At 73.5% G+C, this 16,077-nt stretch carries 13 protein-coding genes; 9 read left to right on the top strand and 4 right to left on the bottom strand.

Features of this window, described 5'->3' with window-relative positions; genetic code table 11:
- Nucleotides 1-109 precede the first annotated feature (109 nt).
- The 3 genes from ABD841_RS19680 to ABD841_RS19670 all read left to right on the top strand — a co-directional run bounded on the left by ABD841_RS19680 (nt 110) and on the right by ABD841_RS19670 (nt 4,619).
- Nucleotides 110-1,378 carry a M20/M25/M40 family metallo-hydrolase gene (locus ABD841_RS19680; protein WP_344973571.1) on the top strand — a complete coding sequence of 423 codons (1,269 nt, stop codon included), beginning with the start codon at nt 110-112 and terminating at the stop codon, nt 1,376-1,378.
- Between the two features lie 650 nt (nt 1,379-2,028).
- The gene (locus ABD841_RS19675) at nt 2,029-3,357 is read left to right on the top strand and encodes a lipopolysaccharide biosynthesis protein (RefSeq protein WP_344973569.1); all 1,329 of its coding nucleotides are present in this window, start codon (nt 2,029-2,031) and stop codon (nt 3,355-3,357) included.
- A gap of 122 nt (nt 3,358-3,479) precedes the next feature.
- Nucleotides 3,480-4,619, top strand: a complete 1,140-nt coding sequence (locus ABD841_RS19670; protein WP_344973566.1) for a DegT/DnrJ/EryC1/StrS family aminotransferase — start codon at nt 3,480-3,482, stop codon at nt 4,617-4,619.
- Between the two features lie 102 nt (nt 4,620-4,721).
- Here the strand turns inward: ABD841_RS19670 and ABD841_RS19665 are convergent, their stop codons facing one another.
- From ABD841_RS19665 to ABD841_RS19650, 4 genes are all read right to left on the bottom strand, one after another.
- Nucleotides 4,722-5,669 (bottom strand): sugar kinase, encoded by a 948-nt coding sequence (locus tag ABD841_RS19665; protein WP_344973563.1) that lies wholly within the window; start codon nt 5,667-5,669, stop codon nt 4,722-4,724.
- The gene (locus ABD841_RS19660; RefSeq protein ID WP_344973561.1) at nt 5,666-6,418 is read right to left on the bottom strand and encodes an SDR family NAD(P)-dependent oxidoreductase; all 753 of its coding nucleotides are present in this window, start codon (nt 6,416-6,418) and stop codon (nt 5,666-5,668) included. Before ABD841_RS19660 ends, ABD841_RS19665 begins: the two co-directional genes overlap by 4 nt.
- Complete coding sequence (locus tag ABD841_RS19655; protein WP_344973557.1) at nt 6,415-7,293, bottom strand: dihydrodipicolinate synthase family protein; 879 nt, start codon at nt 7,291-7,293, stop codon at nt 6,415-6,417. The genes ABD841_RS19660 and ABD841_RS19655 overlap by 4 nt, the downstream gene beginning before the upstream one ends.
- 204 nt (nt 7,294-7,497) lie before the next feature.
- Nucleotides 7,498-8,664 carry a mandelate racemase/muconate lactonizing enzyme family protein gene (locus tag ABD841_RS19650; RefSeq protein ID WP_344973555.1) on the bottom strand — a complete coding sequence of 389 codons (1,167 nt, stop codon included), beginning with the start codon at nt 8,662-8,664 and terminating at the stop codon, nt 7,498-7,500.
- Between the two features lie 71 nt (nt 8,665-8,735).
- Here ABD841_RS19650 and ABD841_RS19645 point away from each other — a divergent pair, with 71 nt between their 5' ends.
- The 6 genes from ABD841_RS19645 (at nt 8,736) to ABD841_RS19620 (ending at nt 16,057) form a co-directional block, all read left to right on the top strand.
- Nucleotides 8,736-9,539 carry an IclR family transcriptional regulator gene (locus ABD841_RS19645; RefSeq protein WP_344973552.1) on the top strand — a complete coding sequence of 268 codons (804 nt, stop codon included), beginning with the start codon at nt 8,736-8,738 and terminating at the stop codon, nt 9,537-9,539.
- On the top strand, nt 9,536-10,453 hold the full coding sequence (locus tag ABD841_RS19640) for a carbohydrate ABC transporter permease (RefSeq protein ID WP_344973549.1): 918 nt from the start codon (nt 9,536-9,538) through the stop codon (nt 10,451-10,453). Before ABD841_RS19645 ends, ABD841_RS19640 begins: the two co-directional genes overlap by 4 nt.
- On the top strand, nt 10,450-11,343 hold the full coding sequence (locus tag ABD841_RS19635) for a carbohydrate ABC transporter permease (protein ID WP_344973546.1): 894 nt from the start codon (nt 10,450-10,452) through the stop codon (nt 11,341-11,343). Before ABD841_RS19640 ends, ABD841_RS19635 begins: the two co-directional genes overlap by 4 nt.
- 27 nt (nt 11,344-11,370) lie before the next feature.
- Entirely contained in the window at nt 11,371-12,654 is a 1,284-nt protein-coding gene (locus ABD841_RS19630) for an ABC transporter substrate-binding protein (RefSeq protein WP_344973543.1), read from the top strand.
- A gap of 119 nt (nt 12,655-12,773) precedes the next feature.
- A complete protein-coding gene (locus ABD841_RS19625; RefSeq protein WP_344973540.1) occupies nt 12,774-15,131 on the top strand; it encodes a golvesin C-terminal-like domain-containing protein in 2,358 nt (785 codons plus the stop codon).
- A 305-nt stretch (nt 15,132-15,436) separates the two neighbouring features.
- The gene (locus ABD841_RS19620) at nt 15,437-16,057 is read left to right on the top strand and encodes a bifunctional 4-hydroxy-2-oxoglutarate aldolase/2-dehydro-3-deoxy-phosphogluconate aldolase (protein ID WP_344973537.1); all 621 of its coding nucleotides are present in this window, start codon (nt 15,437-15,439) and stop codon (nt 16,055-16,057) included.
- Nucleotides 16,058-16,077 lie beyond the last annotated feature (20 nt).

The following is a 16,077-nucleotide window of genomic DNA, read 5'->3' as shown; positions in this document are numbered from 1 at the left end:
CCCTCCGGCGGCAACCGGTGACCAGTGGCCGTTCCCCGCGCCCGAGGTGCCGCCATCGGCCCCGCGGGGTATGCACCGTTGATCCGTTTTTCTCGGGGGAGTGTTTTCCATGGGCGAGGTCGCGCGGATCTGCTCGGACCTGATCAGGTTCGACACCACCAATCCGGGCTCCGGGGAACGGCCGGCGGCCGAGTACGTCGCCGCCCTGCTCTCGGAGGCCGGGATCGAACCGGTGGTGTTCGAGTCGGCCAGGCACCGCACGAGCGTGGTCGCCAGGATCCCGGGAGACTCGCCGCAGGCCCTGCTGGTCCACGGCCACCTCGACGTGGTGCCCGCGCAGGCGGCCGACTGGCGGGTCCACCCGTTCTCCGGCGAGGTCTCCGGCGGCTGCGTCTGGGGCCGGGGCGCGGTGGACATGAAGGGCACGCTCTCCATGACGCTCGCCCTGGTCCGCGACTGGGCCCGGCGGGGGGTGCGGCCCACGCGGGACGTCGTGCTGGCGTTCCTCGCCGACGAGGAGGCCAGCGGCGAGTACGGCGCGCGGTACGCGGTGCGCGAGCACCGGGAACTGTTCGACGGCTGCACCGAGGCGATCGGCGAGTCCGGCGGCTACAGCGTCCAGGCGGGGGACGCGCGGATCTACCCGGTCGCGGTGGGCGAGCGCGGCACCGCGTGGATGCGGCTCACCGCGACGGGCGTCGCGGGCCACGGCTCCCACCCGCCGGTGGACAACGCGGTCGCCGAACTCTGCCACGCCCTGTCCAGACTCGCCGCCCACCGCTGGCCGGTGCGGCTGACGCCCGGGGTGGCGGCGCTGATCGAGAGCCTGGAGGAGATCCTCGGCGAGCGCATCGACCGCGACCGGCTGGAGGAGGAGGCCGGGCGGCTGGGCCGGGCCGGTGCCCTGTTCCGGGCGCAGATCCGTAACTCGGCCAACCCGACGATGCTCCAGGCGGGCTACAAGGTCAACGTGGTCCCGGGCACCGCCACGGGGCACGTCGACGGGCGTTTCCTGCCCGGGTACCGGGAGGAGTTCCTCCAGACCGTCGACCGCCTGCTCGGCCCGAAGGTCACCCGGGAGTTCGTCAACATCGAGGACGCCCCCTCCGCCCCGATGGACGCACCGTTCTTCGAGCGGCTCCGGGCGGCCCTGGTCGCCGAGGATCCGGCCGCCCGGCCGGTGCCGTACGTGATGTCCGGCGGCACCGACGCCAAGTCCTTCGCCGGGCTCGGCATCAACGGTTACGGCTTCGCCCCGCTGCTGCTGACGCCGGATCTCGACTACTTCGGCATGTTCCACGGTGTGGACGAGCGGGTCCCGGTCGAGGGGCTGGAGTTCGGGGTGCGCGTCCTGGACCGGTTGCTGACCGCGGGATGAGCCTCCGAGGTGGCCCGTGGCGGCCCGGAGGGTGAGCGTGCGCCGGGCGGTGTGTGCGGGCCGGGAGAAGCCGTCCTCCGGAATCTCCGGCGCCGCGCTCCCGGCGCCGGGTTCCGGCTCCGGCGTGCTCTTCCGGCCGTCCCTCCGGTCGCACGGGACGACGCCGGGGACACGGATCCGGCGCCCGCCCGGAGACGGCGGGGACCCGCGCACCGGCCGGATCCGTCGCGCATAACGGCGATCGGCACGGCGGTGATCCGCATACCATGAGGACTTCCGCCGACCTCCCGGACCCAGCTCACCCGAAACTGCGGCATCATGATTCACGTGCTGTTTCTCACGCATCCCCCGACGCCCCTCCGGTTCCCCCACCGCACGGGTTCCGGGGGCGCGGCCCCCCGGCGGGCGCCCGCGGGGCGAGCGGGCGGCGACGCCGCGGTGTCCGGCGCGATCCCGGCCGGACCGGCGCGGTGAGTGAGGGCGGCGCGGGGCGGCGGGCCCGGTCCGGGAGCACGCCGCCGGACGCCCGGAACGGGTGGCACGGCCCCGGCACGCACACGGGCATCGACTTCGGGACAGCCGTCGGCAAGGCCGATGCAAGCACTCCGGCCGATGATGACGACACGACACACGACGGAGGCGACCGGGCGATGAGCCAGACAGCGACCGAAGACCGGAAGGCGGGCCTCGTCGAGCGCCTGCGCGGGGACCTGAGGAACCCGTTGTTCCTCCAGGCCTACGCGTTGATGGCCAACACGGGGATCACCGCCGTGCTGGGTCTCGGCTACTGGTACCTCGCCACGCACATGTACAGCCCGGAGGCCTTCGGCGAGGGCCAGGCCATGATCACCGCGATGCGGCTGTTCGCCTCCCTCACCGGCCTGGCGTTCGCGGGCGCGCTGGCCAGGTTCATCCCGGTGGCGGGGCGCCGCACCGGCGAGTTCGTCCTGCGCGGCTACGTGGTGGCCGGGGCGATCGCCGTGGTGGCGGCGCTCGGGTTCCTGTTCACCCTGCCGGTGTGGGGGGACACCTACGCGAGCCTGCGCGGGCTCGGCGCGGGGCTGTTCTTCCTGGTCTCGGTGCTGATCTGGACGGTCTTCACCCTGCAGGACGTGACGCTGGCCGGGCTGCGCAACGCCGTCTGGGTCCCGGTCAACAGCCTGGCGTTCGGCCTGGTCAAGATGGGGATGCTGGCCGGGCTGGCGGCCACGCTGCCGAGCGGCGGCATCTACGGGGGGATCTTCGTCTCGTGGATCGTTCCGACGGCCATGGCGCTGATCCCGATCAACTGGTTCATCTTCGGCGTCGTCATCCCCAGGCACGTCAAGAACACCGAGGAGAGCGCGGCGAACCCGCCCCGGCTGCGCGAGGTGGGGCGTTTCCTGGCCGGCGACTTCCCCGGCGCGTTCTCCGTCCTGCTGATCCTCTACCTGGTCCCGGTCATGGTCGCGTCCTGGCTCGACGACTCGGCGACGTTCGGCTACTTCTCGCTGGCGCACACGCTGGGCTCGATGGTCGGGCTGCTCGCGGCCAACATGGCGGTCTCGCTGACCGTGGAGGGCTCCTTCAACGCCGTCCAGCTCGCGCAGAGCGTGCGCAACGCGCTCCGGCGCACCTTCCTGATCGTCGTGCCGGTCGTCGCGATCGTCGTGGCCGGGGCGCCGCTGATCCTGCGCGTGTTCGGCTCGGAGTTCGCCGAGGCGGGCGCCCCGTTGCTCCGCGTGATGGCGGTGGCCGTGCTGCCCCAGGCGGTGATCGAGATCTGCCTCAGCATGCTGCGCGCGCAGAGCCAGGCCCGCAAGCTGGCGATCATCCAGATCGGCCTGGCGGTGCTCGTCATCACCTCCGTCGTGGTGATCTTCCCCTTCACCGGGGTCATCGGCGTGGGCTACGCGATGCTCGGCAGCCAGCTCCTGATCGCGCTGCTGCTCCTGCCGGGTCTCCGCAGGGTCATCAGCTACGGGAAGACCGCCGGGTAGCCTCACGGCCTCCACGGGCCGCCGCGCGGTGGCCCGGCCACCCTCTCCGCGATGGGTTGTGTCCGGTTTGCGGTCTAGATATCGGACGTGATACACGATCTCCGGTGACTCCTGAGCACATCGTGGCTAACAGGACAGGCCGCTTCTGTCTCCCGCTGCCGTCCAACCGCCTGGGCCTGTATCTGGCCCTGCGTCACTGGTGCCGTCCCGGGCAGCGGCTGCTGATGTCCCCGCTCTCCGCCGACGAGATCCTCTTCCTCGTGCTCGCCGCCGGGCTCCGCCCGGTCATCGCGCCGCTCCGCGTCGAGGACGGGAACATCGACGTCGACGGCCTCGACCTGAGCACGGTCGACGCCGTGCTCACCACCAACCTGTACGGCCTGCCGGACCGGGTCTCCGCGTTCGCCGGCAAGATCCTCATCGAGGACGCCGCGCACGCGATCGAGACGACCGTCGGCGGCAGGCCGGTGGGCACCTTCGGGGTGGCCGGGGTGTTCAGCCTCTCCAAACACGCCGGGGCCGGCTCCGGCGGCGTGATCGCGGTCGAGCACCGGTCGGACCTGCACGCCCTGGAGCGCGACCGCGACCGGCTGCTGGAACCCGGCGCCCTCCGGAAAGAGATCTACAGCGTGCTGACCTCGGCGGCCCGGCACGCCGCGCTGCGCCTGAACCTGGTCAGGCCCGCGCTGCGCGCGATGCGCGCCCTGGGGATGGAGGAGGAGCGCGAGGGCTACCGGATCGCCCCGCGCCCGGACGACCTGATCACGGCGCTGAGCGACGCGCCGCATCTGCCCGCGTTCGACTCCTGGGTCCGGGCGGACCTGCACGACTACCGGGCCAGGCGCGGCCACCTGGCCCGCTGGTACCAGGCGCGGCGGCTGCAGGCGCTGCCCGGACAGCGTCCGCGGCGGATCGCCGGGGTGGCGGCGCTGGCGGAGCTGCCCGCGGTCGCCCCGGGGGTCCGCGACCACCTCGACCAGCCGCTGTTCCGGGTGCCGCTGCTGGTCTCCGGCCGGGACGCGGCCATCGCCGAGCTGGAACGGCACGGGGTCGCCACCGGATACCTCTACGATCCGCCGTACGACCGTTACCTGCCCGGGTTCATCGATCCCTCCCCGCGGCCCGAGGTGGCCCGCTGGTGGGGCCGGCACGTGCTGCCGGTCGACCCCCTGTACGCCCACCGTGCCCTGCCCGTCCTCGAACGTCTCACCCCGGCCCCTCCGGCGCCCCGTTCTCCGGCTCCGCTGACGCCGCAGTCCTAGGCGTCCCCGGCGCCGCGGTCCTCCGCCTCCCCCGGCCTCCGGCGGCCGGGCGGGTGCGCCGGGCCCGGCGCCCGCCCCGCCGTCCCCCCGTTCCCGGCGCCGTCACCCCGTTCCCGGCGCCGTCACCGGCCGGGCGAGCAGGGCGCGGGCCTCGGCCGCCGGGGGCAGGCCGGCCGTGTCTCCGGGGACCTCGACGACACGGGCGGCCAGCAGGGTGCCGAGTGTGGCGGCGCCCTCGGGGGAGCCGCCCGACAGGCGGGCGGCGAGGTAGCCGCCGAGGAAGGCGTCGCCCGCTCCGACGGGGTCGCGCACGGCGCGGGCGGCGCTGGGCAGGTGGCGGGGGCGCCCGTCCGGACCGGCGAACCAGACGCCGTCCGGGCCGCCCTTGAGCACGACCTCCCCGGCGCCGGCCTCCGCCGCCGCGGCGAAGACCCTGCCGGGGTCGGTCTCGCCGAGCAGCGCCGCCGACTCGTCCTGGCCCAGCACCAGCAGTCCGGTGTGCGGCAGCAGCGGGAGCAGGTCCGGGGCGGGCAGCGCGGGACGCAGGTTCGGGTCCAGCACGACGAGGGCGCCGGAGGCGCGGCAGAGAGTGCCGACCAGTTCGGCGGGGCCGTCGCCGAGGGCCGCGGTGATGCCCGAGACGACGATCGCCCGCGGGGCGGCGGCCAGGATGGCGGCGGCGTCGGAGGCGTCCATGGCCGAGGCCGCCGAGCCGTCGCGGTAGTAGTGCACCCGGCGTGCCCCGTCGGCCCGGATCTCCTTGAAGAACACGCCCGTCCGGCGGGCGGGGTCGGTGTTCAGCAGGGAGGTGCCGACGCCGAGCGCCTCGGCCGCCCGGCGGACCCGCTCACCGTGCGGGTCGGCGCCGATCCGGGAGGCGAAGCCCGCGGCCAGCCCGAGCCGGGCCACGGCCGCGCAGACGTTGAGCTCCGCGCCGGCCACGTGCACCTCGAACCGGTCGTCGGCGCTCAGGTCGGCCGCCTGCATCAGCACCATGGCCTCGCCGACGCCCACGACGTCGGGTGCCGCGGCCTGGCGGGAGGGCGTCAAAGGAACCTCGCGCGCAGGTCGGGGCGGAGGTAGGCGGCGGGCGAGGCGATGGACAGGCCGCCGTCGACGGGGAGCACGACCCCGGTGACGAAGGCGGCCCCGGCCAGGAAGAGCACGGCCTCGGCCACGTCGGCCGGGGTGCCGGTGCGGCCGAGCGGGTAGCCCTCGGCGGCGTTCTCCAGGTGCTCACCGCCGATCATGCCGGGGGCCACGGTGTTGACCCGGATGCCCGCCGGGCCGTACTCCAGCGCGATCTGGCGCATGAGCGCGTCCAGTCCGCCCTTGGCCGCGGCGTAGGCGGGCACGCCGGGGGCGGCGAGGAAGGAGTTGACGGAGCCGATCGCGACGACGGCGCCGCCGCGCGGCATCCGGGGCAGGCTCTCCCGGCACAGGTGGAAGGCCACGTCCAGGGTGGCGCCGAGCGCGGTCCGCCACTGCTCGTCGGTGGTGGCCGTCACCGGGGCGACGGGCATCGCGGCCGTCGCCGGTACCAGCACGTCGAGCCCGCCGAGCAGGTCGGCCGCCTCGGCGACCGCCGCCGCGGCCTCCTCCGGGCGAGCGCAGTCGCGCACCAGGAACCGCTCGTAGGCGGGGTCGTCGCAGGGCGCGAGGCCGATGCCGACGACCCGGTCGCCTCGCCCGGCGAACGCGGCGGCCACCGCCAGCCCGATCGGCGAGTTCCCTCCGGCCAGCAGCACGGCCCGGCCTCCCGCCCGGGGAGCGGCGGGCGGCCCGACCGGCGCGCTCACCAGAGGCCCCGGACGACGTCGTCGAGGAAGGAGAGACTGCCCGGGTCGAGGGGGCGGGCCGGGGAGCGGACGGCGGCCGAGGCGATGAGGCCGCGCCGGACGAGGACCTCCTTGTGCACGGCCCAGGCGATGCCCGGCTGCATGCCGAAGCGGATCAGCGGGAGCAGGCGGGTGAACCCGGCGAGGGCGTCGGCGCGGCGGCCGGCGGCCCAGTCGGCGAGCACCGGGGCGAGCAGGTCGGTGAACTCGCAGGCGGGCATGGTGCCGACGGCGCCGCGCTCGTACTCCTCCAGGCAGAACAGCGCGTTCTGCCCGCCGAACACCGCGAAGTCCTCGGCCACGCCGCCCACCACGGCGCCGACCTTGGGCGCGGTGGGCGGTGCCTCCACCTTCACCGAGGTGACGCCGCCGAGCTTGCTGAGCTCGACGATGAGGGAATCGGGCATGGCGACCCCGGTCGCCCCGGGCGCGTCCTGCACCATGACGTCGATTCCGGCCCGCTCGGCGACCTCCCCGTAGAAGTCGACGAGCTGGGCGCCCGCGGGCTTGACCAGGTAGGGCGGGAGCACCATGAGGGCGTCCGCGCCGCCGTCCGCGGCGGCGAGCGCCTGCTCCACCGCGGTGGCCGTGCTCGTCGAGCCGACCCCGGCGACCACGGGGACGGCGTCGCCCACCACGTCCCGCACCTCGGCGAGGATCCGCGCCCGGTCCTGGCCGGTCAGCGCGAAGCCCTCGCTCGCCATGCCGAAGACCGCGACGCCGTCGGCGCCGGAGGCCAGCTGCCATTCGGTCAGCCGCCGCAGGCTCGGCAGGTCGAGCTCGCCCCGGTCGGTGAACGGGGTGGCGAGGATGGGGATCAATCCGGAGAGAACCAACTCATGCCTCCTGACAGGAAGACGGACGGGGGGAGGAGCGCGGGTGACGGGCCGGGAAGGCGGGCGCGGCGGGCGGGTGGGGCCCGCGACCGGCCGCGCGTGACCGCCACGCGCCGGCTCCGGCCGGGGCGGACGACGCGGCGGGCGGGTGGGGCCCACACCCGGCCGCCCGTGACCGCCGCGCGCTGATCCGGGCCATGGCGGTCAGCCCGCCAGGGCGAGCACGGCGTCGGGGGCGACGACGACGCCGATGCCGGGGCCGGTGGGGACGGGGAAGCCCTCCGGGCCGCCCGGGAGCGGCTCGCGCAGGATCGAGTCCGCCACCTCGTAGGTCGTGGGCTGGTACTCGAAGAGGGCCAGGTTGCCCAGGGCGGCGCTGACGTGCACGCCCGCGGCCAGGGCGACGCCGAGGCCGGTGGAGTGGTGCGGGGCGACCTGCACGTGGTGGGCGGCGGCCAGCTCGGCCACCGAGAGCAGCTCGGTGATGCCGGTGCGGGCCACGTCGGGCTGGGCCAGGCCGAGCGCGCGGCGACCGAGCCAGTGGGCGAACTCGTAGCGGTTGCGCAGCGACTCCCCCACCGCGATCGGCAGCTCGGCGCGGCGCGCGAGCTCCCGGTGACCTTCGACGTCCTCGGGGGCGAGCGGCGCCTCCAGGAACAGCGCGCCGCGCTCGGCCAGCCCGTGTGCGAGCCGCACGGCCTGGGGCACGTCGTACACCCAGTGCGCGTCGACCGCGACCTTCAGCCCGGAGGCCGCGACGGCGTCGACGGTGGCCAGGTCCTCCTCGACCCCGTGGCCGAGGTGGAGCTTGACCCGGGTGGCGCCCCGGGCCGCCCATTCGCGGGCCAGCTCGGCCCGCTCCGCGTCGGTGGGCCGGGGCAGGCCGCTGACGTACACCGGGACGGTGTCGTGGAAGGCTCCGCCGATCAGCTCGGCGACGGAGCGGCCGGTGATCCGGCCGGCCAGGTCCCACAGCGCGATGTCGACGGCGGCCAGCGCGTCGGCCTGGTGGCCGACGAGGTGACCGCGCTCGCGCATGAGGCCGGTCAGCTTCTCCCAGAGGGGGCGTATCCGGGTGGGATCCTCCCCGAGGAGGACCGGGGCCAGCAGCCGGTCGACGATCGCGGCGGGCACCTCGGGCGCGACGGGCGCCAGCGCCTCGCCCCAGCCGACCGTGCCGTCGTCGCAGGTGATGCGGACGAGCAGGGTCTCGAAACGGGCGGAGTAGAGGCTGCGCCAGGGCGGGCGGAGGAAGTAGCCGCCGTCCCGGTCCGGCGTGCCCGGCCCCGTCTCCTGGCGGGCTCCCAGGTACGCCTCCCGGTGGCTGACCTTCACCGGGAGGGCGGTTACCTCGGTGATTTTCGGTTTCACTGGGGGTTGACGTCCTTGCAACATGTGCGTAACCATCCCACATACCGCAAATCAATTGCAATGGAGACAGGGTGGCTTCCGATCAGAGCAACAACCAGAGCGTGGAGCGGGCGATCTCCGTTCTACGCGCGTTCCTGACCGGCCGGCCCGAGCTGCGCGTGTCCGACGTCGCCAAGGCCACCGGGCTGGGCACGTCCACGGCCTCGCGGCTGCTGGCCACGCTGGAGACGCTGGAGTTCGTCGAGCGCGACCCGATCAGCGGCCTCTACCGGCTGGGCACCGCTCCGATCACGCTCGGCGGGGTCGCGCTCAACCAGAACCCGGTGCACCGGGAGGCCCGGCAGGTCGCCCAGGAGCTGGCCGCCTCCCTCGGCCTGGGGGTGAACGTGGCGGTCCGGCAGGGCGACTCGCTGTTCTACCTGCTGAACTTCGAGGGCCGGCTGGCGCCGCGCCCGTTCGTGCTGACCGGGCAGCGCAAGCCGCTGTACGCCACGGGCATCGGCAAGTGCCTGCTGCTGGCCCTGAGCGGCGAGGAGCGGCGGGCGCTGCTGCCGGAGGAGACCATGCAGCCCTTCACCGCGCACACCATCACCACGCACGCGCGCCTGGACGAGGAACTGGCCGCCGTCCTGAGCCGCGGCTACGCCAAGGAGATCGAGGAGCTGGCCTTCGGCCGGGCGTGCGTCGCGGCGCCGATCCGTGACCGGTCGGGCGCGGTGGTCGCCGCGATCTCCATCTCCGGCCCGCTCTCGGCCATCGACCTGGCGGCCCGGGAGTCCGAGCTGGCCAGCACGGTCATCGAGACCGCCGACTCCGTCAGCATCGGGCTCGGCTACGTCGGCCCGGTGAGCGCGTTCGCGGTGAGCGCGTCGTGAGCGCCGGACGCGCCATGGCCGGAGAACGCACCGCGGGCAGCGGGCGCGGGCTCTCCAACGGGCAGTTCGCCTGGCTGCTCATGCTTCCCGGGCTCGCCCTGTTCGCCGCGATCATCGTCTACCCGCTGGTGTCCGCACTGGCCACGGGCTTCTTCGAGCAGAGCCTCGTGCGGCCGGGCCGCACGTTCGTGGGCCTGGCCAACTTCGCCGACCTGCTCGGCGGCGACTTCTGGCCGGTGCTGCGCAACACCATGGTCTTCACCCTCGGCGCCACCGTGGTGCCGTTCGTGATCGGCTACGCGCTGGCCCTGGCGCTGAACTCGGGCATCAGGGCGAGCGGCTTCCTGCGGGGCGTCTTCCTGTTCCCCTGGGTGATCCCCGGCGTCGTGGTCTCCTTCCTCTGGCTGTGGATCTTCAACGCGAACTACGGCGTGCTCAACGCGGTGCTCCTGAAGCTCGGGCTGATCGACGCGAGCATCAGCTGGCTGGGCGCCCCGGGCACGGCGATGGTCGCGGTGATCGTGACCAAGACGTGGGCCAGCTTCCCCTGGATGATGGTGATGCTGCTGGCCGGCCTGCAGACCATGCCCAAGGAACTGCACGAGGCCGCCTCCGTCGACGGCGCGGGCGCGATCCGCCGGTTCCGCTCGGTCACCGTGCCACACATGAAGGGCATCGCCGGGATCGTCTTCCTGCTGGAGTTCATCTGGAACTTCCAGCATTTCGACACCATCTACGTGCTCACCGGCGGTGGCCCGGCCGGGGCCACCAAGACCTTCGCGGTCGCCGTCTACGACACCGCCTTCAAGGGCTTCGATCTGGGTCACGCGACCGCGCTCGGCGGCCTGTGGATGCTGCTGCTGCTCGTGCTGGTGGCCGTCTACCTGCGCCGGGAGACGAAGGAGAACGCATGAGCGTCACGCTGCCGAGGTCCGCCTCGATGTCCCGCAAGGCCGCGAGGACGCGGAACCGCCGTCCCGACCGGACCCGCTCGCGGGTGGCCGCGTGGACCGCGGTGACCGTCATCGGACTGTTCGGCCTGCTGCCGGTCTACTGGCTGGTCGTCACCGCGTTCACCCCCGACGACCGGGCCTTCTCCTTCCCGCCGTCGCTGGTGCCCACCGAGATCACCTTCGTCCACTTCACCCGCCTGGCCGAGAACGAGCACCTGTTCCGCTACCTGGTCAACAGCGTGATCGTCTCGGTGGTCACGGCGGCGCTCAGCGTCGTCGTGTCGGCGTACATGGCGTACGCGTTCTCCAAGTTCCGCTACCGGGGGCGCCGCTCGCTGATGCACCTGGTGCTGGCCTCGCAGATGTTCCCGCAGGCCGTGCTGCTGATCACGCTGTACGCGGTGTTCAGCGCGACCGGCCTGCTGGGCGGCTACACCGCCCTGGTGCTCTCGTTCACCACCTTCACGCTGCCGCTGTGCGTCTGGATGCTCAAGGGCATCTTCGACACGGTGCCCGACTCGCTGATGGAGGCCGCCTCCATCGACGGGGCGTCCCGGTGGCGGACCCTGCACACCGTGGTGCTGCCGCTGGCCGGGCCCGGCATGGTCGCCGCCGGGCTGTTCGCCTTCGTCCGCGCCTGGAACGACTTCATCTTCGCCCTCACACTCACCGACCCCGAGCGGCAGACCCTGCCGCCCGGACTGGTGCACACCTATCTCGGGGAGTTCCAAACCGCCTGGCCGGACCTGATGGCCGCCTCCCTCGTCGTCTCGCTCCCGGTGATCGCCGCGTTCATGTTCCTGCAGCGGTACCTGGTCGGCGGACTGACGGCGGGCGCGGTCAAGGGCTGACCTCATCACCCCCAAGGAGCAACACCCATGAACACTCTCAGCCGCCGCGACGCGCTGCGCCTGCTCGGTCTCGCCGCCGGGGCCTCGGCCCTGGCCGCCTGTGCCCCCGACGCCTCGGGAGGCGCCCCGGCCGCCGGCGGGGACGCCGCGGCCAAGACCTTCTCCTTCACCTCCTGGTCGCTGAACGAGGAGGCGCAGAAGGCGGCGGTGCAGTCGATCGTCGACGCCTACGCCGCGGCGAACAAGGTCACGATCAACACCGCGTCGTTCCCGTACAACGAGTACCTCAACCAGATCACGCTCAAGCTGCGCGGCGGCCAGCTCACCGGGGCGATCCAGCTCGACGTCGCCTGGCTGGGCGCGCTCGCGGCGATGGGCCGCCTGACCGACCTGGGCGCCCAGGCGGCCAAGGGCGGCTACACCGAGGCCGCGCTGAAGAGCGGCCAGCTCGGCGGCAAGCAGTACGGCCTGCCGTGGACGACGGGCTCCATCGGGCTGATCGCCAACACCGAGATCCTCGAGAAGGCCGGGATCGAGGAGATGCCGGCCACCGTCGAGGAGTTCGAGGCGGCCCTGCGCAAGGTCAAGGCGCTCGGCGGCGGCGTGGTGCCGTACGCCGCGGCGACCAAGGCCGCCCAGCTGAAGGACATCCTGCCGTGGATGCGGACGTTCGGCAGCCCGCTGCTGGAGGGCGACACGATCACCATCGGCGACGAGGGCTCGGTCGCGGCCGTCGAGTGGTACAAGAAGCTCTACGACGACAAGCTCATCGCCCCCGACGTGGACCGCTTCGACGCGCGGGCGCTGTTCTCCCAGGGCAAGGCCGCCTTCTACGACGACGCGATCATCGCCAGGGGCGTGGTGTCCGCCCAGGCCGCCGACAAGTCGCTGACCGAGAAGATGGCCCCGCTCCCCCGGCCGGTGCTGAAGAGCGGCGACACGCCGCAGGCGCTGCTGTGGGGTCACGTGATCGTCGTGGTGGAGGGCGAGGGCTCCCAGGCGGCGACGGACTTCGCGCTGCACACCACCTCCGACACCGCGACGACGGCCACCTTCTTCGAGAAGGTGAAGATGCCGCCCACCACCACGGCCGGGCTCGCCGACCCCAAGGTCAGCGGGGACACCTTCACCACCGAGTGGACGGAGAAGATCACCAAGACCGCGAGCCCTAACCCGTTCTGGCGCTACGCGGGCTACGGCCAGATCGAGACGGCCATCGCCGAGCAGGTGCAGGCCGTGCTGGTCGGGCAGTCGCCTGCGAAGGACGCGCTGGCCAAGGCCGCCGAGACGGCCAAGCCGCTGCAGAAGTAACCCGGTCGCGGACCGCCCGGCAGGGGACGCTCCCGTCGCGGAACTGCCATTCCGCGACGGACCCCGTGCACGCCGGGCGGCCCTGAACACCCCCCTGCCCGTCACGACAGAGGTGCTTCATGTCCATGCTCGCACGCGCGCTGACCGGCGCGCTCGCCTCACTCCTGATCGTCGGCGCCGCGCCACCCGCCTCGGCCGCGCCACCCGCCGCGATCCCCCACCCCCTCCTGACCGCCCCGGGCGCCGGCGTCGAGGTCGTCTCGACCACCCGTGACGCCGGCTACCGCGAGACCGGGACCTGGACCCAGGCCCAGCGCACCGGCTACCGGGGCGGCACCACCCGCTTCACCCGCGAGGTGGGCGCCACCGCCTCCTGGACCCTCACCGCCCCCGCCGAGGACGAGTACACCATCGGCGTGTGGATCCCCTTCTCCTCCGACGTCAACGACCCGGCCACCACCTACTCCTGGGACGGCGCCGCCCCGGTCAAGGTGAACCAGGCCGCCATCGGCGACGCCTGGCACACCATCGGCACCGTGCGGCTCGCCGCGGGCGCCTCCCTCACCGTCACCGTGACCGCCCGTACCTCGGGCAAGGTGACCCGGGCCGACGCGGTGCGGCTGCGCTCCACCAAGCCGTCCCAGGACGTGCTGGTCAACCAGAGCGGGTACGACCTGGGCGCCTCCAAGCGCTTCACCGCGCCGCGCGCCGAGGACGGCAGCCCGTTCACCGTCACCCGCGAGGGTTCCTCCACCGTGCTGTTCAGCGGCACGGTCACCGGCGGGGCCGGCGACTTCACCGCGTTCAACCCCTCCTCCCCCGGCCCGTACGTGATCACCGTCACCGGTACCGCGGCCGGGACCGGCACCTCGCACCCCTTCGGTATCGGGGCGAACTGGACCTACCGGGTCTCCCTGCAGCGGGCGATCGACTTCATGGTGGAGAGCCGCTGCGCGCACGGCGACGCCACCAAGCTGGTCTTCACCGACCCCGCGGGCAACCGCTGCAACCGGGGCAACACCGGCGTCGCCTGGCGGGACGACCACCAGTTCTCCTTCTCCCTGCAGGGCCTGATCTCCATGTACCTGGCCAACCCGGACGCCTTCACCGGCACGCCCGGCACCGGTCGCTACGACGGGCTGGCGATCCCCACCACCCCGGACGCGCCGGAGATCGCCAAGCTGGTCAACTGGGGCGTGGACCTCTACCTGCAGGGCCAGGTCAACCACGACCTGCTCAAGGAGCAGCTGGCCTGGTTCGTGCACGCCTACCCGCACTTCTCGCGGTGGATCCCGCGGGAGCAGTACGTCAAGGCCCGCGACCACCTCGTGCGGCTCTGGGGTGACCCGGCCCGTGACCGGTGGAACTGGTACGACATCGCGCACACCGCCGACCTGTTCCAGACCTACACGGTCATCGGCACCGGCAAGGGCCAGTTCCCGCCCGGCCACTCGATCGTGCCGAACCTGATGATGTACGAGGTCGCCAAGCGCGACGGGCTTCCCGACCCGGACCGCTACCTGGCCGCGGCCACCGCGCAGGCGAAGTGGATCGTCGACAACCTCGACTGGAACGCCCCCGGCACCACCAAGGGCCAGCGGATGAGCGAGCACGTGACGGTGACGTCGCTCGTCTACCTCCTGCGCAACCACCCGGACGCGGCACCGCCCGGCCTGGCGGAGAAGATCCGGCAGTGGGCCGACGTGCTGATCTCCCGCTCGGCCAACATGTGGGACTTCCGCAAGTACTCCGCCGACCTGTGGATCATCCCCGAGTTCAACGAGCCGGGCAACGTCGCCGGGCTGCCCGCCGCCGCGCTCGCCGCGGCGGGCGTGATCGACGACGCCGCGACCGCCAAGGCGCTGCGCAGGATCGCCGCCTCGCACATCGACAACGTCTTCGGGCGCAACCCCGCCGACGCGCACTTCTCGCACGACGCCGCCACCGCGGAGGGCTTCGAGGGCGTGGAACGCGGCTGGCCCAAGGAGTACCCGCCCGGACGCGGCGCGGGCGAGCTGGAGGAGGTCCGCGGCGTGCTCGACGGCTCCCCCAAGGAGGCGAGCTACCCCTACGACCCGAACGCCGACCTGGGCTACACCGAGGGCTGGGTGGCGTTCAACAGCGCCTGGAACGCGAGCCTCGCCCAGCTGTCCGCCGACCGGACGAAACTGCACGCCCCCGCCGCGATCCAGCCGGGTCAGTCGCTCTCCGTGCGGCTGCGCGCGGCGCTCAACCTCGACGCGGCGGCCGTGGAGACCGGCAGGGTGCGGGTGACGACCTCCGGCGGCGACAGCGAGACGTTCACCGTCACCGAGGCGGGGAAGAGCTCGCGGGACTTCGTCGCGACGCCGCCGACCGCGACCGGTACCGTCAGCGCGGACGACGGGCGCCTGCAGGTCCTCCCCGGCCAGACGATCACCATCCGCTACGGCCTGGACGGCTTCGCCAAGAAGGTCACGGTCCGGGTCGTCCCCTGATCACCGGTGGTCCGGGCCACCCCCTGGCCCGGACCCCGGGAAGCCCACCGCCCGGGGCCCGGACCACCCCCTGATCCGGACCCCGGGCGGGCCCGCCTCGCGGCGGGCGAGCCGGCCATCCACCCTCCCGGGCGGGCCGGTCGGCACCGGAGGCGGGCGGGCTCCCCCGCCCGCCCGCCTCATCCCCGTATCCCCCGCTCTCTTCCCTACCGACGCTCTATGCCCCTGTAGAGGCTTTTAATCCGTCCAATCTCATTTATTGCTATCCATCCCTTAACTGCCTGTACAGAGTGAGGCCTCCCTTCATGACCGAATTCCGCTGGCGTCTCGCCGAGCGCGTCGTCTCCGACCGGGTGATCGGCATCATCCGGGCGCCCGACGCCGACACCGCGGCCGACCTCGGCACCCGCCTGATCGGGGCCGGTCTGCGCTCGATCGAGGTGTCGCTGTCGACGCCGGGGGCGCTCGCCGCGATCCGGCGGCTGGCCGGGGGCGCGGCGCTCGTCGGGGCGGGAACCGTCCTGGACGCGCAGCAGGCGGGGGCCGCGATCGAGGCGGGGGCGCGCTTCCTGGTCTGCCCGTCGATCAGCGCCGAGGTGATCCGGTCGGCCAACCGCCACGGCGTGCCCGTGGTCGCCGGGGCGGCGACGCCCACCGAGGTGCTGGCCGCGCTGGAGGCCGGGGCCGACCTCGTCAAGATCTTCCCCGCCTCGCAGTCGTCCCCCCGCAGCCTGCGTGACCTCCTCCAGGCCCTCCCCCACGCCCCGCTCGTGCCCACCGGCGGGGTGAGCGCCGCGACCGCGCCCGAGTGGATCGCGGCCGGCGCCGCCGCCGTGGGCATCGGCGGCGAACTGACCCGCGGCCCCGCCGACCAGACCGCGGGCCGCGTCGCCGCCCTGCTCGCCGCGCTGCGCGCGCCCTCCTGATCCGCCCCGCCACCCCGGCG

It is taken from the genome of Streptosporangium fragile, assembly GCF_039534445.1.
Lineage (GTDB): Bacteria > Actinomycetota > Actinomycetes > Streptosporangiales > Streptosporangiaceae > Streptosporangium > Streptosporangium fragile.
This window is presented reverse-complemented; position numbering and strand designations above follow the sequence as displayed.